Annotated in this window: 12 protein-coding genes; 11 read left to right on the forward strand and 1 reads right to left on the reverse strand. The window is 60.3% G+C overall.

Annotated elements, in window-relative coordinates:
* The first annotated feature begins 11 nt into the window (after positions 1-11).
* Together FHT92_RS22075 and FHT92_RS22080 are read left to right on the forward strand one after the other, a co-directional pair.
* Positions 12-3,158 carry an efflux RND transporter permease subunit gene (locus FHT92_RS22075; protein ID WP_183829328.1) on the forward strand — a complete coding sequence of 1,049 codons (3,147 nt, stop codon included), beginning with the start codon at positions 12-14 and terminating at the stop codon, positions 3,156-3,158.
* 342 nt (positions 3,159-3,500) lie between these two features.
* Positions 3,501-5,405 (forward strand): family 20 glycosylhydrolase, encoded by a 1,905-nt coding sequence (locus FHT92_RS22080; protein WP_183829331.1) that lies wholly within the window; start codon positions 3,501-3,503, stop codon positions 5,403-5,405.
* Between the two features lie 57 nt (positions 5,406-5,462).
* Here the strand turns inward: FHT92_RS22080 and FHT92_RS22085 are convergent, their stop codons facing one another.
* The gene (locus tag FHT92_RS22085; protein WP_183829334.1) at positions 5,463-6,374 is read right to left on the reverse strand and encodes an ROK family protein; all 912 of its coding nucleotides are present in this window, start codon (positions 6,372-6,374) and stop codon (positions 5,463-5,465) included.
* Positions 6,375-6,635: 261 nt separating this feature from the next.
* On the opposite strand from FHT92_RS22085, the gene FHT92_RS22090 reads away from it, so the two are divergent.
* From FHT92_RS22090 to FHT92_RS22130, 9 genes are all read left to right on the forward strand, one after another.
* Positions 6,636-7,214, forward strand: a complete 579-nt coding sequence (locus FHT92_RS22090) for an exopolysaccharide biosynthesis protein (protein WP_183748859.1) — start codon at positions 6,636-6,638, stop codon at positions 7,212-7,214.
* A gap of 99 nt (positions 7,215-7,313) precedes the next feature.
* Positions 7,314-8,267, forward strand: coding sequence for a sugar-binding transcriptional regulator (locus tag FHT92_RS22095; protein ID WP_183748482.1), 954 nt, complete (start codon positions 7,314-7,316; stop codon positions 8,265-8,267).
* 145 nt (positions 8,268-8,412) lie between these two features.
* Entirely contained in the window at positions 8,413-9,723 is a 1,311-nt protein-coding gene (locus tag FHT92_RS22100) for a sugar ABC transporter substrate-binding protein (protein ID WP_183748484.1), read from the forward strand.
* Positions 9,724-9,856: 133 nt separating this feature from the next.
* A complete protein-coding gene (locus FHT92_RS22105; RefSeq protein ID WP_183748486.1) occupies positions 9,857-10,729 on the forward strand; it encodes a carbohydrate ABC transporter permease in 873 nt (290 codons plus the stop codon).
* A gap of 1 nt (position 10,730) precedes the next feature.
* A complete protein-coding gene (locus FHT92_RS22110; protein WP_183748487.1) occupies positions 10,731-11,561 on the forward strand; it encodes a carbohydrate ABC transporter permease in 831 nt (276 codons plus the stop codon).
* 18 nt (positions 11,562-11,579) lie between these two features.
* Complete coding sequence (locus FHT92_RS22115; RefSeq protein WP_183829337.1) at positions 11,580-12,578, forward strand: ABC transporter ATP-binding protein; 999 nt, start codon at positions 11,580-11,582, stop codon at positions 12,576-12,578.
* A gap of 106 nt (positions 12,579-12,684) precedes the next feature.
* Positions 12,685-14,166, forward strand: a complete 1,482-nt coding sequence (locus FHT92_RS22120; RefSeq protein WP_183829340.1) for a mannitol dehydrogenase family protein — start codon at positions 12,685-12,687, stop codon at positions 14,164-14,166.
* Positions 14,167-14,254: 88 nt separating this feature from the next.
* Positions 14,255-14,944 carry an HAD family hydrolase gene (locus FHT92_RS22125; RefSeq protein ID WP_183748492.1) on the forward strand — a complete coding sequence of 230 codons (690 nt, stop codon included), beginning with the start codon at positions 14,255-14,257 and terminating at the stop codon, positions 14,942-14,944.
* A complete protein-coding gene (locus FHT92_RS22130; RefSeq protein ID WP_183829343.1) occupies positions 14,944-16,527 on the forward strand; it encodes an FGGY-family carbohydrate kinase in 1,584 nt (527 codons plus the stop codon). Before FHT92_RS22125 ends, FHT92_RS22130 begins: the two co-directional genes overlap by 1 nt.
* Position 16,528: the final 1 nt, after the last annotated feature.

Here is a 16,528-nt window from a genome sequence, read left to right on the forward strand (position 1 = left end):
GGAACAGAATCATGGACAGCACCACCACTGAAAAGCGGCCCTTCAATCTTTCACGTTGGGCAATCGGCCATCCGAGCATCGCCCGCTTCCTGTTCGGGCTGATCCTCATCACCGGCGTGCTCGGCCTGACCCGTATGGGCCAGAAGGAAGATCCCGACTTCACCTTCCGCGTCATGGTGGTGCAGGCGCTCTGGCCAGGCGCCTCCCTTCAGGACATGGAAGACCAGGTCACCAATAAGATCGAGCGCAAGCTGCAGGAGACCCCGCATCTCGACTGGGTGAAGTCCTATACGCGTGCCGGCAGCACGATCATTACCGTGCAGGTGAAAGGCGATACGAACAGCGCCCAGGTGGCGGACGCCTTCTATCAGGTGCGCAAGAAGGTCGGCGACATCAACAGCGATCTGCCGCAGGGCTTGCTCGGCCCCTATTTCAACGATGAATTCGGCGACACGTTCATCACGCTGCATTCGATCAGCGGTGATGGTTATTCCTATCCGGAGCTGAAGACATTCGCGATCCAGGCGCGCGACATGCTGCTGACGACGCCGGGCGTCGAAAAGGCCGTCATCATCGGTGATCAGCCAGAGAAGATCTATATCGACGTCTCGTCCAAGGCGCTCGCCGAGCGTGGCCTGACGATCCCTGATCTTCAGAACGCCATCAAGGGCCAGAATGCCGTCGATCCGGCAGGCAATGTCGATACCGGCCTGCGCTCGGTGCGCATCTCCGTCGAAGGCAATGTTCACAAGGTCGAGGACATCAGAGAACTGCGCCTGCGTTCCGGCAATCAGGTGACGCGCCTTGGCGATATCGCCACCGTCACCTCCGGCCTCGAAGATCCCTACCAGCGCAAGTACCGCTACAATGGTCACGAAAGCGTGCAGGTCGGCGTCGTCATGGCCAAGGGCTTCAAGGTCACCGATGTCGGCAAGGACGTGGAAGCGACTTACAAGCGTTTCGAGGATTCGCTGCCCTATGGTGTCGCCGTTGACCAGATTTCCAACCAGCCTGACGTCGTCACGGATGCTGTCAGCGAATTCATGCATGCGCTCGGTGAAGCTCTCGCCATCGTGCTCGTCGTCTCGTTCGTGTCGATCGGCTGGCGTTCCGGTCTTGTCATTGCCATCGCCATTCCGCTGGTCTTGGCTGCGACATTCGCCATCATGTACGAACTCGGCATCGACCTGCAGCGCATTTCACTCGGCGCCCTGATCATCGCTCTTGGCCTGCTCGTCGACGATGCGATGATCGTCGTGGAAATGATGGAGCGAAAGCTCGAGGAAGGCCTCGTCAAGATCGATGCGGCAAGTTTCGCCTATTCCTCGACAGCCTTTCCGATGCTGACCGGCACGCTCATCACAACCGCCGGCTTCATCCCTGTCGGCTTTGCGGCGTCGACGGCCGGCGAATATGTGCGCTCGCTCTTCTATGTCGTCGGCATCGCGCTGGTGACCTCGTGGTTCGTGGCGGTCTATTTCACGCCGTGGCTCGGCTACATGATCCTGAAACAGCGTCATCATGCGGGGGAACATCACGACGTGTTCGACACGCGTTTCTACCGCGGCCTGCGCCATACCGTCGGATGGGCGGTACGCCACCGCGTCATCGTGCTTGCGTTGACGCTCGGCACCTTCGTGGCGAGCCTCTGGAGCTTCCAGTTCATCCCGCAGAACTTCTTTCCGCAGTCTTCACGTCCGGAAATCCTTGTCGATCTCTGGCTGCCCGAGGGAACCAGCATCAAGGAAGTGGAAGTCCAGGCAAAGGCGCTGGAAGCCAAGATGATGGACGATCCGGACAAGAAGTTCATCGCCACCTATATCGGCGAGGGCGCACCCCGCTTCTTCCTGCCGCTCGACCAGCAGCTTCGTAACCCGAACTATGCCCAGCTGCTGATCATGGCCAATGACGAGCCAGCCCGCGAACGGCTGATCACCAAGCTCAGGACGATCCTCGCGGAAGACTTCCCTGACATCCGAGGCAAGGTCGACCGCCTCTTCCTCGGCCCGCCGACGGGCTGGCCGGTGCAGATGCGCGTGATGGGTCCCGACCGTGCGGAAGTGCGCAAGATTGCCGATCAGGTGAAGGAGCGCTTCACGAGGGATCCAATGCTCGGCGCCATCCACGACGACTGGCTGGAGCCGGTGCCGGCAATGAAGCTGGTGATCGACCAGGACCGTGCCCGTGCACTCGGCGTCACCTCGCAGCGCGTTCGCCAAATGCTGCAGACGGCTATGTCCGGCGCGCCGCTCGATGACTTCCGCGACGGCGAGGAAACGGTCTCCATCGTCGCCCGCGAGCCGGATGCCAACCGTTCGCTGCTCTCGGCCGTCAACTCGGTCTATGTGCCGACGGATTTCGGCGGCTATGTTCCGGTCTCGCAGATCGCCAAGGTCGTGCCATCCATGGAACAGGGCGTTGAATGGCGGCGCGATCGCCTGCCGACGATCAGTGTCCGCGCGACGCTGCCTGACGGCGTCCAGTCGAACGACGTGGTGACCAAACTCTACAATGACATGAAGGACCTGCGGGACAGCCTGCCGGCCGGCTACAAGATCGAGATCCAGGGCGGTGCGGAGGATTCGGCCGAAAGCCAGGCCTCGATCGCTGCCAAGGCGCCGATCATGCTTGTCGTCATCATGATCCTGCTGATGGCTCAGCTGCAGCATTTCGGCAAGGCGATGCTGGTCTTTGCCACCGGTCCGCTTGGCATCATCGGTGCGGCCTCTGCGCTGCTGATCAGCGGTGCGCCTTTCGGCTTCGTGGCGATCCTCGGCGTTATCGCGCTGCTCGGCATCATCATCCGCAACTCGATCATCCTCGTCGACCAGATCGACCAGGATATCAAGGCAGGCATGCACAGACAGGAGGCGATCGTCGGCGCGGCGGTACGACGTTTCCGGCCGATCATGCTGACGGCGCTGACAGCGGTGCTGGCGCTGATCCCGATCTCGCGCGGTGTCTTCTGGGGGCCGCTCGCCTACGCCATGATGGGCGGCATTCTGGTCGCGACCGTCCTGACCATTCTTGTGCTGCCGGCTGGTTACGCCCTGTTCTTCGGCCGCGAGCCGAAGACGAGGAATGACGAACATGCCAATGCCAACCAGGAAGAGGCGGACGGCGATATCCATCATCCGCCGGCATTGGCAGCCGAATGAGACAATGGCGCGGTCGAGGCCGCGCCATTTTTGTTTCAGCCTATATTTGCCTCAGGCCATAGGGTTCGGCAGGTAGCGGTGAAGCCCGACATTTTCCAGCGGCCATGGTGTTTGCGGCAGTAGTAGAGCGTCTGCGAAAGCATGCGATCGCGCGCGCCATCATCGCGCAGGATGGAGGGGAAAGGGTTTTGAACCGGTCTCTCCTCGGGGCTCGCTTCACATTGAAATGCCTCGATTTCCGCCGGCGCCCGCAAGTTGTCAAGCTGCGGAAGCAGACGAGAAGGTGATGGCGCTAAACGGGAGCAAAGACCGCCCTATATCCGTCGAAGGGAGGATATGACTGTGGCCGATTACCGTCTGGAAGCGAGCTGGAACCCGGTCGAAGGAAGCTTCGGACGCTTCAGTTTCACGTTCTTCAACCTATCTGACGAACCGCTCTCCGGTTTTACGCTCGCCTATACGTCGCCCGCCCGCGCGACGGGCGAACATGCCGCAGAAGGCGCCGTGCTCAAGCGGTGCGTTGCAGATTTTCACGAGGTTTCGCCGCCAGAGGGGCTGACCGTCAAGCCGGGCGATAGCTGGCGGTTTAGCGTGGAAGAGCTGACGAACGGCCCGGAGCATGTCACGTCCGGCATCAAATCGGCCTACCTTACGCTTGCCGACGGCCGGCAAGTGCCCGTCAGCGTTGTCGATCTCGTGCACGACAGCGCGAAGCCCGGTGCGTTGCCGGAATTTTTGCCGAAAGGTCAGGTAGTCGAACCTTTTTCGCTGCTGCCCTGGCCGTTGTCTCTTGCGATGCGGCCGGACAAGGTGGCGCCCGGCGCCCTCTATCCGGCAGCCGGCTCGCGTCCCGAAAATATCGAGGCGGTAGCCAAGGCGCTTGCGCTCTATCAACGGCTCTTCCCGGCCGACGACGTGCTCTTCTCGCTGCAGCCGGTTGAGAACGGGCGACCGATCCGGTTCAAGGCGGAATCCTCGATCATGCCGGCAGCCTACGAGCTCCGGTTTACGGCTCAGGAGATCATTCTTGCCAGCGACGATGCGGCCGGGCGGTTCTACGGGCTGATCACTCTCGCGCAGCTGCTGCACGGTGCACGCCATGACGCGGAAACTTTCCAATTTCCCGTCTTCGGCAATATAGCTGATCAGCCTCGCTATGAGTGGCGTGGCTGTCATCTCGATGTTTCGCGGCAGTTCTATCCGGTTTTGGACATCGAAAGGCTGATCGATACCCTGGCGTGGAACAAGCTCAACATTTTCCATTGGCATCTTACCGACGACGAGGCCTGGCGGTTGGAGATCAAGGCCTATCCGGAACTGACGGAGATCAGCGCAAGGCGCGGGCCGGGCGAAGTTCCGGTGTCGCAGCTTGGTAACGTGGCCGAAACGCGCTCGGGATATTACACGCAAGACGACGCGCGCCGGATCGTCGCCCATGCTGGCGCACTTCATATCGATGTCTTGCCGGAAATCGACATTCCCGGACACAGCGCGGTGCCTCTTTTCGCCCTGCCGCAGCTTATCGACGAGCAGCAGGCGCCGGACAGCTGTCGCTCGGTACAGGATTATTCCAACAATACGCTCAATCCGGCGATCGAGTTCACCTACGAGTTCCTCGGCAAGGTGTTCGACGAGATGGTGGCGCTCTTTCCGTTTGAATATCTGCACATCGGCGGGGATGAGGTGCCGCATGGCTGCTGGTTTGCCTCACCAGCCTGCAAGTCATTGATGGACAGGGAGAAACTGGCGGACACCGCCGAGCTTCAGTCGCATTTTATGCGGCGGATCAAGACCATGCTGGCGGAGCGTGGCAGGAAGCTCGCCGGCTGGAACGAGGTCTCGCATGGCGGCGGGGTCGATCGCGGCGGCACGCTGCTGATGGCCTGGGAAAAGCCTGAAGTCGGCATCGAACTGGCGGGCGACGGCTATGATATCGTCATGGCGCCGGGTCAGGCCTATCATCTCGACCTGGCGCAGGCCGAAGGCGAGGACGAGCCGGGTGCGAGCCGAGCCGGCTTCACGCCACCGGAAAAGACCTATGCCTACGAAGCCGAAGGCGAACTGCCGGAGGAGCTGAGGGGGCGGATACGCGGTATCCAAGCCTGCATCCGGGGCGTCTCGCGCGCCAATTTCAACCGGCTGGTCTTTCCGCGGCTGCCGGCTGTCGCGGAAGCGGCCTGGACGCCTTGTCTGCGAAAGGACTGGCAGCGTTTTGCAGCAATCGTCCGGATGTGGCCGAAGCTTTGAGCTCTGTTTCCCGCAATTCCGAACGCAGAACCGCTGCGCACTTTTGCGGGAATCGCTTTAGGCAGCCTCAGCCTTGAGGCCCAGAAGTGCTGCCCCGATCAGGCCTGGTTCGATGCGGCACTCGCTGCGCACGACGAGCGGGCGGTCGAATTTCCGCAGGATACGGGCACGTACTGCCTGATCCAGCTCCGCCAGCAGCGGCTCGACATTCGACAGGCCGCCGCCGACAGGGACGATGGTTGCGCCTGTAATGTTGATGGCGAGTGCCAACGGCGAGGCGACCAGATCGACATAGACATCGATGGTGCGGTTGGCCTTTTCCTCGCCGCTCTGCCAATCGGTAATAATTTCCTCACTGGAGACATCGACATCGTGCAGCGTCTTGTGCAGGCGTTCCACACCACGGGCACCACCGACGGTATCGACACAGCCCTTCTGGCCGCAGCCGCAGACATAGGCGGGGATTGCGACGGGCGGAGTGCCGGCCTGCGACGCGATGATCGGTCCGTGACCCCATTCCCCCGCAAAGCCGCCCGACGCATTGATGAGGCGACCATCCGAGACGAGGCCGCCGCCAACGCCGGTGCCGAGAATGGCACCGAAGACGATGCGGTGGCCTCTGCCGGCGCCGAGCTCGGCCTCCGCCACGGTGAAACAATCGGCATCATTGGCGACCAGCACGGGCAGGGCGAGTTCCGCTTCCAGGTCGGCGGCGAGGTTGCTGTCGTGAAGGCAGGGGATATTGGCGACGATGAGGCGCTGTGTATCCGGGTCTACAACTCCGGCGATCGAGAGCGCAATGCGCGAGGGCTGTTCGCCGGCTTCAGCGATAAAGCTTTTCAACGTCTCGACGAACGCCGGGAAGTTATCCTTGGGGGTCGGGCGACGGCCGAGCGGCACGATGTCGGATTCCGAACGCCCAATTCCACCCTTGATGGCGGAGCCTCCGATGTCGAACGAAATAATCATCTGATGTCTACCAATTGTCTTTGCTTGGCGTCTGCTCGCACTCTTGGAGCGGAATTACAAGGATTATTCGATAATTGAACTAAGGGATCGGCCGCGTGCTTCGGTAATTTTATCCGTCAGAGTCATGCTAATGGCATATTGCACAGGCAGACTTTTCGTTATTCACTTGCCTATGCCGGATTCATGACAATCGAAAATACCGAAGATAATAGATCCACCGCCCGCAGGCCGCGTCCGAAAGGCCGCCGGCTATCCTCCATCCTGCGGCAAATGGCGGCGGACCAGAGTCGCGAACGCGTATCGATCGGCGACCTGTTCCGAACGATGGGCGATCGGGCGATCGGTGCGCTCATGCTGATTTTCGCACTGCCGAACGCCTTTCCGACTCCGCCCGGCACATCCTCGCTGCTCGGCGCTCCGCTGATCTTCCTTGCTGCGCAACTCACTTTCGGACTGAAGCCGTGGCTGCCGAAGGCGATTGCGGCGCGCTCCATGCGACGGGAGGATTTCGAGACGATCGTCGGGCGCATCCACCCCTGGCTTGCCCGGGCCGAGCGCATGCTGCAGCCGCGGCTCGGTATTCTCGCCGAGCCGCCTGCAGAGTATTTGGCGGGCTTCTGCTGCCTGGTGCTGGCGATCGTTCTGGTGCTGCCGGTACCGCTCGGCAATATCCTGCCGGCGATCGCGATTTCCATCTTCGCCTTTGCGATTCTTGGGCGAGACGGATTGTTTTCGCTTCTCGGCTTCGTCATGACGGCGGTTTCGCTCGCCGTCGCAGGCGGAGTGATCTACGGTCTCGTCAAGGCGGCCATCTACGTCGTCATGAAGTGGTTCGGGTAAGGAAGCGACTGCTGACTTTTTCAACGCCCTCGACATTTGCCCGATTTTTGTTTTGATCTGGCGCCAGACAGACTCAAAACGAATTATTGGCGGCAACACATGGCTAAAAAAGCGGAGACTTCCGGACGGCTGGATGACGCGGCGCGCGCCGGCTGGCTCTATTATGTCGCCGGCCGCACGCAGGATGAAATTGCATCCGCCATGGGTATTTCGAGGCAATCGGCGCAGCGGCTCGTTTCGCTTGCCGTGGCCGAGCGGTTGATCAAGGTGCGGCTCGACCACCCGATTGCCGCCTGCCTCGAACTCGCAAATCAGCTGCGCAAGAAATTCGGTCTGCGCCATGTCGAGATCGTTCCGAGCGATCCGGGCTCATCGTCGACGACGGTCGGCATTGCCGAAGCGGCTGCTTCCGAAATCGAGCGCTGGCTGAAACGCCCCGATCCGATCGTGCTCGCCGTCGGTACCGGGCGAACGCTGAAAGCGGCTGTCGACCAGCTGCCGGCGATCGAATGTCCCAATCACCGCATCGTTTCGCTGACCGGCAATATCGCGCCCGATGGGTCGGCTGCCTATTACAACGTGATTTTCAGCATGGCCGATGCCGTCAAGGCGCGGCATTATCCGATGCCGCTGCCGGTTCTCGTGACCTCGGCGGAGGAGCGGGAGCTTCTGCACGGCCAGCAGCTCGTGCGCTCGACGCTGGCGATCAGCGCGCAGGCGGATGTGACCTTCGTCGGTATCGGCGAACTCGGCATCGACGGCCCGCTCTGCGTCGATGGGTTCCTCGAAAAAGACGAGATGATGGAGCTGATGAGCGGCGGCGCCGTGGGTGAAATCTGCGGCTGGATTTTCGACGCGGACGGCAGGCTGCTCGACAACCCTATCAACGAGCGTGTTGCCTCCGCCCCGATCCCGCCGCGCGATTCGTCCACAGTCATCGGAATTGCCAAGGGCAAGCGCAAGTTCAAGGCGATCAGGGCAGCCATCACAGGCCATCAGGTGAACGGTTTGATTACCGACGAAGAGACGGCTGAGTTTTTGCTCAGCATCTGAGCAAAAATATTATCATTTCGAATCAATGTTATAGGTCGATCGTTCGGCATCGCAGCAACGATTGCCAATTGACAAATTTCCTCCGCTGATGAGTAATTGCCCATGAGCAAAGCGAATGCTCACATCCATCTTCTGGGAGGAAGATATGACATTGAGAACTTTCCTGCTGGGCGCCTGCTCAGCGATGGCGTTTGCCGGCATGGCTTCGGCCGAGACGCTGACGATCGCGACCGTGAACAACGGCGACATGATCCGGATGCAGAAGCTGACGGATGACTTCAAGGCGAAGAATCCCGGCATCGACCTTGAATGGGTAACCCTCGAAGAAAACGTACTGCGCCAGAAGGTCACGACCGACATTGCAACAAAGGGCGGCCAGTATGACGTGCTGACGATCGGCACCTATGAAGTTCCGATCTGGGCAAAGCAGGGCTGGCTCCTGCCGCTGGACAATCTCGGCGACAGCTACGACGTGAATGACCTGCTGCCGGCCATCCGCAGCGGCATCAGCCAGGACGGCAAGCTCTATGCAGCTCCGTTCTACGGCGAAAGCTCCATGGTCATGTACCGCAAGGACCTGTTCGACGCTGCCGGCTTGAAGATGCCCGATGCGCCGACCTGGGACTTCATCGCGGACGCTGCGAAGAAGATCACCAACAAGGATAAGGAAATCTACGGCATCTGCCTGCGCGGCAAGGCCGGTTGGGGTGAAAACATGGCCTTCCTGACGGCTATGTCGAACTCTTTCGGCGCCCGCTGGTTCGATGAAAAGTGGAAACCGCAGTTCGATCAGCCTGAGTGGAAGGACACGCTGACCTTCTACGTGAACCTGATGAAGGAAGCCGGCCCTCCCGGCGCTTCTTCCAACGGCTTCAACGAAAACCTGGCGCTCTTCCAGACCGGCAAGTGCGGCATGTGGATCGACGCAACGGTTGCTGCTTCCTTCGTGGCCGATCCGAAGCAGTCGCAGGTTGCCGACAAAGTCGGCTTTGCGCTGGCTCCGGACAAGGGCCTCGGCAAGCGCGGCAACTGGCTCTGGGCCTGGAACCTCGCCATACCAGCAGGCTCGCAGAAGTCTGAAGCAGCCGAGAAGTTCATCGCCTGGGCAACGAGCAAGGATTACACCAATCTCGTGGCTGAAAAGGAAGGCTGGCTGAACGCACCTCCCGGCACACGCAGCTCGCTTTATGCGAATGCCGATTACCAGAAGGCTGCTCCGTTTGCGAAGATGACGCTCGACAGCATCAACTCCGCAGACCCGACCAAGCCAACTGTCAAGCCCGTTCCCTATGTCGGCGTCCAGTTCGTGGCGATCCCGGAATTCCAGGGCATCGGCACGGCCGTCGGCCAGCAGTTCTCCGCAGCCCTTGCCGGCCAGATCTCGGTCGACCAGGCTCTGCAGAGCGCGCAGCAACTGACCACCCGCGAAATGACCAAAGCGGGCTACATCAAGTAAAACCTCCTGAGAATGTACGGAATGCTTGGCATTCCGCACCTCCGGGCCGCCGATTGCCCGAACTGCATCGGCGGCCCCTTTTTTCAAAGCTGTTTCGCAGCCGTTTCCGCTTCAGATCAGACCGGTGATTGCTATGGCAACGTTCCACACTCGCTCCGCAGCACGCCTGATGATAGCACCTTCCGTGGTGCTGCTCTTCGCGTGGATGATCGTCCCGCTGGCGATGACGATTTACTTCTCCCTGCTGAACTACAATCTGCTCAGCCCGGGCATGGAGAATTTCGTCGGTCTCTTAAACTACCAATACTTCCTCACCGACCCGGCCTTCTTCGCAGCACTCATCAACACGCTGGTCCTGGTTGCCGGCGTGCTACTCATCACTGTGATTGGCGGCATTCTCTTCGCATTGCTGCTCGACCAACAGATTTACGGCCAAGGCATCGTGCGCATCCTGGTCATTGCGCCCTTCTTCGTCATGCCGACGGTGGCGGCTCTTGTCTGGAAAAACATGTTCATGAACCCGGTCAACGGCCTCTTCGCCTATATGGCGAAGGCTGTCGGCCTGCAGCCAATCGACTGGCTTGCCACCGTACCGCTGCTCTCCGTCATTCTGATCGTCGCCTGGCAGTGGCTTCCCTTTGCCACGCTGATACTGCTCACAGCGCTGCAGTCGCTCGATGAGGAGCAGAAGGAAGCCGCCGAGATGGATGGCGCCGGCGCGATCTCGAAATTCATCTACATCATCCTGCCGCATATGGCCCGTGCCATCACCGTCGTCATCCTTATCCAGACGATTTTCCTGCTGTCGGTCTTCGCCGAGATCCTGGTCACCACCAATGGCGGCCCGGGCACGCAGAGCACGAACCTCACCTATCTTGTCTATGCGCAGGCGCTGCTGCAGTTCGATATCGGCGGAGCCTCCGCAGGCGGGATCGTCGCGGTCGTGCTTGCCAATATCGTTGCGATCTTCCTCGTGCGCCTCGTCGGCAAGAATCTGGAGGCTTGAGATGGCTAGAAAGGTTACCACCCAACGCAAGGTCATCATGACCGCGATCGCCTGGGCGCTCGGCATCCTGATCTTCTTCCCGATCCTCTGGACGTTCCTGACGAGCTTCAAGTCGGAAGCGGACGCCATTGCCTCGCCGCCGCAGTTCCTGTTCTTCCACTGGACGACGGAGAACTATGCCGAGGTGCAGAGCCGCTCCAACTATCTCAGCCACTTCATGAATTCCGTGGTGATCTCCTTCGGCTCGACACTGATCGGCCTCATCATCGCCATTCCGGCCGCCTGGGCCATGGCCTTTGCGCCGACCAAGCGGACGAAGGACGTGCTGATGTGGATGCTGTCGACGAAGATGATGCCGCCGGTCGGCGCGCTCATCCCGATCTACCTGATGTTCCGAAATTCGGGCCTGCTCGATACGCGCACCGGCCTGGTGATGGTGCTGACGCTGATCAATCTGCCGATCATCGTCTGGATGCTCTACACCTACTTCAAGGAAATTCCCGGCGAGATCCTCGAAGCCGCGCGCATGGACGGAGCATCGCTCGCCAAGGAAATTGCCTACGTGCTGACGCCGATGGCGGTGCCGGGCATTGCCTCGACGCTGCTGCTCAACATCATCCTCGCCTGGAACGAGGCCTTCTGGACGCTGAACCTGACAGCCTCCAAGGCGGCACCGCTGACAGCCTTCATCGCCTCCTATTCGAGCCCGGAAGGCCTGTTCTATGCCAAGCTTTCGGCGGCATCGACCATGGCGATTGCGCCGATCCTCATCCTCGGCTGGTTCAGCCAGAAACAACTTGTCCGCGGCCTGACCTTCGGCGCAGTGAAATAAGATCATAGGGAGAGAAACATGGGCAGCATTACCCTTCAAAAGGTTTCGAAGGTCTTCGGCGAAGCCAAGGTCATCCCTTCGATTGATCTCGATATCAGGGACGGCGAATTCGTCGTCTTCGTCGGCCCGTCAGGCTGCGGCAAATCTACCCTGCTGCGCCTGATCGCCGGCCTCGAAGACGTCTCCGGCGGCAAGATCGTCATCGACGGCAAGGACGCGACCGAAAAGGCGCCGTCCGAGCGGGGTCTGGCGATGGTCTTCCAGTCCTATGCGCTCTATCCGCATATGAGCGTGCGCAACAACATCGCCTTCCCGCTGAAGATGGCCGGCATGGACAAGGCGGAGATCGACCGCAAGGTGACAGATGCCGCGCGCGTCCTGAACCTTGGCGATTATCTGGATCGCAAGCCGCGCCAGCTCTCGGGCGGCCAGCGCCAGCGCGTTGCCATCGGCCGCGCCATCGTGCGCCAGCCGTCGGCCTTCCTGTTCGATGAGCCGCTGTCGAACCTCGACGCGGCGCTGCGCGTCAACATGCGCATCGAGATCAGCGAGCTGCACCAGCAGCTGAAGACCACGATGATCTATGTCACCCACGATCAGGTGGAAGCCATGACTATGGCCGACAAGATCGTGGTGTTGAACAGGGGCAATATCGAGCAGGTCGGTTCGCCCCTGGAGCTCTACCGCAGCCCGCGAAACCTCTTCGTTGCAGGCTTCATCGGCTCGCCGAAAATGAACTTCATCAACGGGCATAATGCTGCGCAGGTCAATGCGCACACGATCGGCATCCGTCCCGAACATGTGCTGCTGTCGACCGAAAGCGGCGACTGGAAGGGCAGGGTCATGGTGGCCGAACATCTCGGCTCCGACACGTTCCTGCACGTCGATGTCGATGGAATCGGGATGCTGACGGCGCGCAGCAACGGCGATTTTGCTTCCAAGGCCGGGGACACGGTTTATCTGACGCCGGACAAGACGCGCATTCATAAATTCAACGAGGGCGGCCTCGCGATTTGAGGCGGCCGCCGGCTGGGGGAGACATGCGGACCGGGCGATCTCGTCCGGCCCGCGCTACCGGGAGGACGAACGCCCTTTTTCGCAAGACCTTCAAGAGGACTGAAACATGACGTGCAAACTATCGCTGGCAACGCTCGCCGAGGCAGCAAAGACTGCAGCCATTCCGGCCTATGAGCGGGCGTCGCTGAAAGCCGGCATCGTGCACTTCGGCGTCGGCAATTTCCATCGCGCCCACCAGGCAATCTATCTCGACGATCTCTTCAATGCCGGTAGCGACCACAACTGGGCCATCATCGGCGCCGGCGTCCTGCCCTCGGACGCGGCCATGCGCGACAAGCTCGCGGCGCAGGATTTCCTGACGACTGTCGTTGAGCAGGACAACAACAAGACGGCGGCGCGCGTGACCGGGCCGATGATCGATATCCTGCCGGTCGGCGAACCCGCTGTTATCATCGCCAAACTCGCCGATCCTGAGATCCGGATCGTCTCAATGACGATCACCGAAGGCGGTTACTTCATCGATGCCTCGGGCAAGTTCAATCCGGCGCATCCGGCGATCGCCGCCGACGGCCAGAACCCGGTGACGCCGAAGACGGTCTTCGGTCTGATCGTTGCCGGCCTGAAGGCGCGTAAAGACAAGGGCATCGAGCCCTTCACCGTTATGTCTTGCGATAACATTCCCCATAATGGCGTCGTCACTGCGAATGCCGTCGTCGGAACGGCCAAGCTTTCCGATCCTGCCTTTGCCGACTGGATCAAGACCAACGTCTCCTTCCCCAACGGCATGGTGGACCGCATCACGCCGGCGACCAGCCAGCGCGAGATCGATTTCCTCAAAGACAATTTCGGCATCGAGGACAATTGGCCGGTCTATTGCGAAGAGTTCAAGCAGTGGGTGCTGGAAGACAAGTTCCCGATGGGCCGCCCGGCGCTTGAAAAGGTCGGCGTCACTTTCGTACCGGACGTCACGCCCTATGAGCATATGAAGATCCGCATCCTGAATGGCGGCCATGCGGCGATCGCCTATCCGGCAGCGCTGATGGACATTCATTTCGTCCATGAATCGATGGAAAACGATCTGATCCGCGCCTTCCTCGCCAAGCTGGAAAACGAGGAGATCATTCCGATCGTGCCACCGGTGCCGGACACGTCGCTCGCCGATTATTTCAAGCTGATCGAACGCCGCTTCCTCAACCCGAAGATCGCCGATACGATCCCGCGGCTTGCACAGGACGGCTCCAACCGCCAACCGAAGTTCATCCTGCCCTCGACGCTCGACAACCTGCGCCAGGGTAGGGATGTCGTTGGCCTTGCGCTCGTCTCCGCGCTCTGGTGCCGCTACTTCTTCGGCAAGAGCGACAGCGGCAAGGACATTGTCTTCAACGATGCCAGCGCCGAACGTCTGCACGAGGCAGCTGTCAAGGCAAAGGACGATCCGGCAGCCTTCCTCGCCTTTGACGATATTTTCGGTGAAGTCGCGAAATCAGATCTTTTCCGCAAGCGTTTCGCTCACGCATTGAAAACCCTGTGGGAAAAAGGCACGAAGGAAACTCTGCAGCTCTATCTTGACGGCAAGCTCGCAGTGTAAGGAATCATGATGGCGGCATTGCTGCCATCCCGGCCTTGCGGACGAAGCAGGACGGTTGCGTCCGAACTGAATTCAGGTTGGGTCTTCCATGGCTGATGCTGAACCACGGCTGGTCATCTTCGATTGCGACGGCGTGCTCGTCGACAGCGAACCGATTTCGATCAGCGTTCTCCTCAAGGCGATGGCCGATCTCGGCGTGACGATTACCGAAGACGAGGCCTATGAGCGCTTCCTCGGCAAAAGCCTCGCAACCCTCATCTCTATATTGGAGACGGAGTTCAACGTGCACGCCGACGAGGAATTCCTCGAAGGCATCCGTACCAGTCTCTATGCCCGCTTCCGCACCGAGCTGAAGGCGATACCCGGCATTGGCGATACGATCGATGCGCTGGGCGTTCCCTGCTGTGTTGCATCGTCCAGCCAGGTCGAGCGGATCAAGCTGTCTCTCTCTGTCACCGGGCTCTTACCGAAGCTGCCGAACATCTTCAGCGCCAGCATGGTCAAACGCGGCAAGCCGGCGCCTGATCTCTTTCTCTATGCTGCCGACCAGATGCATGTGGAACCCCGTGACTGCATCGTCATCGAAGACAGTCCGGCGGGTATTGCCGCAGCCAAGGCGGCGGGCATGACGGTCTTTGCCTTTACCGGCGGTTCGCATGCAAACTTTGCCGGCTACCGTGAAGAACTCGACCGTCTTTCACCGGAAGTCGTGTTTGACGCCATGCCGGAATTGATACACCTTGTCCGCAAACAAAAGCTGGACGGGACTCAGCATTGATGCGTGATCATGTGGTTGCGGTAGATATCGGCACGAGCAGCGCACGCGCCGGTATCTTCGATGCGCACGGCCACCTGCTTGGCAAGGCTGAACATCCTGTCGTCATGAACCGGCCGCGCGAGAACCATGCCGAGCATGATTCCGAAGATATATGGTCGGCCGTTTGCACTGCGGTGCGTACGGCTATGGGCAAATCCGGCATCGGGGCTGCCGCAATCGGCGCGATTGGTTTCGATGCCACCTGCTCGCTTGTGGTGCGCGATACAGAAGGCAGGCAGATCAGCGTTTCCACCGGCGGCGAGACACGGTTCGATACGATCGTCTGGCTCGATCATCGGGCGCTGAAGGAAGCCGATTTCTGTACGGCGACCAGGCATGAGGTGCTTGAACATTCCGGCAATGTGATGTCGCCGGAAATGGAAATGCCGAAGCTGATCTGGCTGAAGAAGAGCCTGCCGGCGACCTGGGAGAAAGCCGGTTATTTCTTCGACCTTGCCGATTTCCTGACATGGAAGGCGACCGGTTCATTTGCCCGGTCCCGCTGCACGCTGACGGCCAAATGGAATTACCTGGCGCATAAAGAAAAAGGCTGGCAGGAGGATTTCCTGCAGCAGATCGGTCTTGAGGATCTGCTGGCGCGCGGCCACCTGCCGGACGAGACGGTGGCAGTCGGCGAAAGCATCGGTAAACTGACGCCGCAAGCAGCCGAAGCATTGGGCCTGACTACCGATTGCGACGTCTCGGCCGGAATGATTGATGCCTATGCCGGCGCTCTCGGTGCACTCAGCAGCTATGTTGCCGATCCTGCGAAGCTCGAGCAGCAGCTTGCGCTGATTGCGGGAACATCGAGCTGCATTGTCGCCTTTTCCCGCGAGAGAAAGCCAAGCCAGGGAATGTGGGGCCCCTATTACGAGGCGGTTTTTCCGAAATCCTGGCTCGTCGAAGCCGGCCAATCGGCGGCCGGTGCGCTGCTCGATCATATCGTGCGCATGCACGCTGCCGGCGGGGAGCCGACCGCGGCGCTTCATCAGAGGATCGTTGCCCGCATCGCTGAACTCAGAGCAGAAGAAGGCGATGCGCTCGGTGCCCGGATCTCCATTCTTCCGGATTTCCACGGCAATCGGTCGCCACTGGCCGATCCGCACGCGGTCGGCGTCATCAGCGGCCTGACGCTCGATACGTCCTTCGACGGGCTCTGTGCGCTCTATTGGCGAACCGCGATCGGGATTGCGCTCGGCATCCGTCACATCCTCGAACAGATGAGGGAACACGGCTACGTGCCGGATACGCTGCATGTGGCCGGCGGGCATGTGAAGAACCCCATTCTGATGGAACTCTATTCGGATGTGACGGGCTGCAAGGTCATCGTGCCTGATATGAACGAGGGGGTCCTGCTCGGCACCGCGATCGCCGCATCGGTTGCCTGTCGCCTACACGAGGATTTGGCGGCGGCTGGCAAGGCGATGTATCCGGGTGGCTCCGAGCGGCTTCCCGACAGGGGCAAGCGGGCGCGTTACGACCGCGACTATCGTCGCTTTCTTGCCATGTATCGCCATCGGGCGGAGCTGGAGGCGATGGAATAGT

It is taken from the genome of Rhizobium sp. BK377, assembly GCF_014193935.1.
Classification (GTDB): Bacteria; Pseudomonadota; Alphaproteobacteria; order Rhizobiales; family Rhizobiaceae; genus Rhizobium.

Coding starts and splice junctions, on each gene's coding strand:
- FHT92_RS22130 (WP_183829343.1), top strand. CDS start 14,944: ATGCGTGATCATGTGGTTGCGGTAGATATCGGCACGAGCAGCGCACGC.
- FHT92_RS22120 (WP_183829340.1), top strand. CDS start 12,685: ATGACGTGCAAACTATCGCTGGCAACGCTCGCCGAGGCAGCAAAGACT.
- FHT92_RS22085 (WP_183829334.1), bottom strand. CDS start 6,374: ATGATTATTTCGTTCGACATCGGAGGCTCCGCCATCAAGGGTGGAATT.
- FHT92_RS22100 (WP_183748484.1), top strand. CDS start 8,413: ATGACATTGAGAACTTTCCTGCTGGGCGCCTGCTCAGCGATGGCGTTT.
- FHT92_RS22075 (WP_183829328.1), top strand. CDS start 12: ATGGACAGCACCACCACTGAAAAGCGGCCCTTCAATCTTTCACGTTGG.
- FHT92_RS22110 (WP_183748487.1), top strand. CDS start 10,731: ATGGCTAGAAAGGTTACCACCCAACGCAAGGTCATCATGACCGCGATC.
- FHT92_RS22125 (WP_183748492.1), top strand. CDS start 14,255: ATGGCTGATGCTGAACCACGGCTGGTCATCTTCGATTGCGACGGCGTG.
- FHT92_RS22105 (WP_183748486.1), top strand. CDS start 9,857: ATGGCAACGTTCCACACTCGCTCCGCAGCACGCCTGATGATAGCACCT.
- FHT92_RS22095 (WP_183748482.1), top strand. CDS start 7,314: ATGGCTAAAAAAGCGGAGACTTCCGGACGGCTGGATGACGCGGCGCGC.
- FHT92_RS22115 (WP_183829337.1), top strand. CDS start 11,580: ATGGGCAGCATTACCCTTCAAAAGGTTTCGAAGGTCTTCGGCGAAGCC.